Source organism: Kitasatospora sp. MY 5-36, assembly GCF_001182915.1.
Lineage (GTDB): Bacteria > Actinomycetota > Actinomycetes > Streptomycetales > Streptomycetaceae > Kitasatospora.
On the sequence record NZ_LFVW01001125.1, the window covers coordinates 1 to 1,802 of the forward strand.

Consider the following 1,802-nt stretch of genomic DNA (forward strand, 5'->3'; position numbering starts at 1 on the left):
GGGGGTGGCCGAGGGGGAGGGGGTGACGGCGGGCGGCGGCGGGGAGTCGGGGAGTTCCGGGGCCTCGGCCGGCTCGTCGCCGCCGAGGGCGGCGAGCAGGTCGGCGGGCAGCGGGGCGACCGGGCCGGGCGCGGGGAGGTCGTAGGCGCTGAGGAAGTCGCCGAGGCCGGGGGCCCGGCCGCCGCCGAGGCGGTAGTGCAGGTAGGCGACCGGGGCGCCGTCGGAGGTGTGGGTGTAGACGGCGCCGACGGGGACGTAGAAGCGGCCGACGCCGGGGTGCTGGGAGGGGTGGAGCCCGGCCAGGCGTTCGGCGCGGTCGCGGTCGGTCTCGCGGCCGGTGCCGCCGGCGGTGAGCGCGTTGACGCCGCGCACCACGAGGGCGGCGGCGACGGACACGCACAGCACCAGCCCGACGGCGACGGTGCGCCGCAGGACCGGGCGGCCGTGCAGGGCTGGCCACGAGTCGGTCACCGTGCGCTCGGGTGGGATGCCGTCCACGGTTGTCTTGCTCCCCCGTTCGGTCAGAACGCTCGATCAGGACGTCTGATCAGGACATTTGTTCGAGATGCCTGATCGGGACGTCACACTCTGCTCGACGTGGGACGGTAGCCGAGAGTTCCTCAGCCCAGGTAGGCGGGGGCGACCGCGGCCTTGGTGACCGGCTCCGCGCGGCCCGAACCGTCCGCCGGGACGGTCCACAGGTCGGCGCCGTAGTCGCCGGGCAGGGCGTAGACCAGGGTGCCGGCGCCGGACCAGAGCGCCTGGTCGTCGATGTTGCGCTGCTCGGCGGTGGCGGTCTCGGTCATGGTGGCGAGGTCGAGCACGTACAGCCGCCACGGGGCGTCGGCGGGCAGGCCGGGGACGCGCTTCTTGTAGGCGACGCGGGTGCCGTCCGGGGAGAGCGAGGGGCACTCGACGTTGTCGTGCAGGGCGGTGAGGGTGCGGGCGGTGAGGTCGCCGCGGACGAGGTGGGTCTGCCCGGCGCTGGCGAGGGTGGCGTAGAAGGTGGTGTCGTCGGCGAAGGTGACGCCCCAGATGTTGATGTCGTGCGCCTGGTACGGGCGGCCGTCCAGGACGACCGCGAAGTCCTCCAGGTTCTCCCGCAGGTTCCAGTCCCGGACGTCCACGATCGAGGTGCGGGTGGAGAAGTCGCTGCCCGCGTACGAGTCGCCGCTGACGAAGACCGTCCAGGCGGCGAGGTGCCCGGACGGCGAGACCCGGGAGCGGGTGGGGATGCCGGCCGCCGGGAACGAGCGGAGCTCGCGCAGGTGGTCGTCCAGGACGACGGCGCGGTAGGTGTCCTCCAGCGCGCCGTGCTGGGCCTGGAGGCAGATGCCGGTGCCGGCGGCGGCGTGGAAGCGCAGGCACTGGACGCCCGAGGCGGTGCGCGGGCCGTCCGGGTGGTCGGCGGCGACGGTGGTGATCTCGTCCCGGTGCGGGCCCCAGGCCATGTTGCGGAACAACAGCTGTCGTCCGCCGGACTGCGCCTGTAGTGACACCGGGCCGGACGCGACGGTCGGCCCGCCGGGCTGGGCCTGGTCCCGGCGGGCGGTGCGGTCGGCGGCGTAGAGGACGGCCCCGGTGCCGACCGCGCCGAGCAGCACGACGGCGACCAGCAGGATGATCACCCTGGTCCGGTTCCGCAGGTTCATCGGCTCTTCTCCTCCGGGGGCTTCACGACGACGGGTTCGGACGGGTGCGGCACCGCCGCGGCGGAGGGCTCGGACCGGCGCAGCACCGCCGCCGCGCCGAGCACGCACAGCGCCAGCGCCCCCGCCGACCAGCCCAGCGCCGCCGAGCCG

General features: G+C 75.1%; 1 protein-coding gene and 1 pseudogene. Both read right to left on the reverse strand.

The features are described 5' to 3' along the window. Window positions 1–498 (reverse strand): annotated as a pseudogene (locus AE652_RS40710) (hypothetical protein); the annotation flags it as partial. 122 nt (window positions 499–620) lie between these two features. Then, window positions 621–1,652: a hypothetical protein gene (locus AE652_RS40715; RefSeq protein ID WP_049660908.1), complete on the reverse strand. Its 1,032-nt coding sequence runs from the start codon at window positions 1,650–1,652 to the stop codon at window positions 621–623. Window positions 1,653–1,802 lie beyond the last annotated feature (150 nt).

Bases quoted from the DNA above. Each gene is read 5' to 3' on its own strand.
- AE652_RS40715 (WP_049660908.1), bottom strand. From the start codon at position 1,652: ATGAACCTGCGGAACCGGACCAGGGTGATCATCCTGCTGGTCGCCGTC.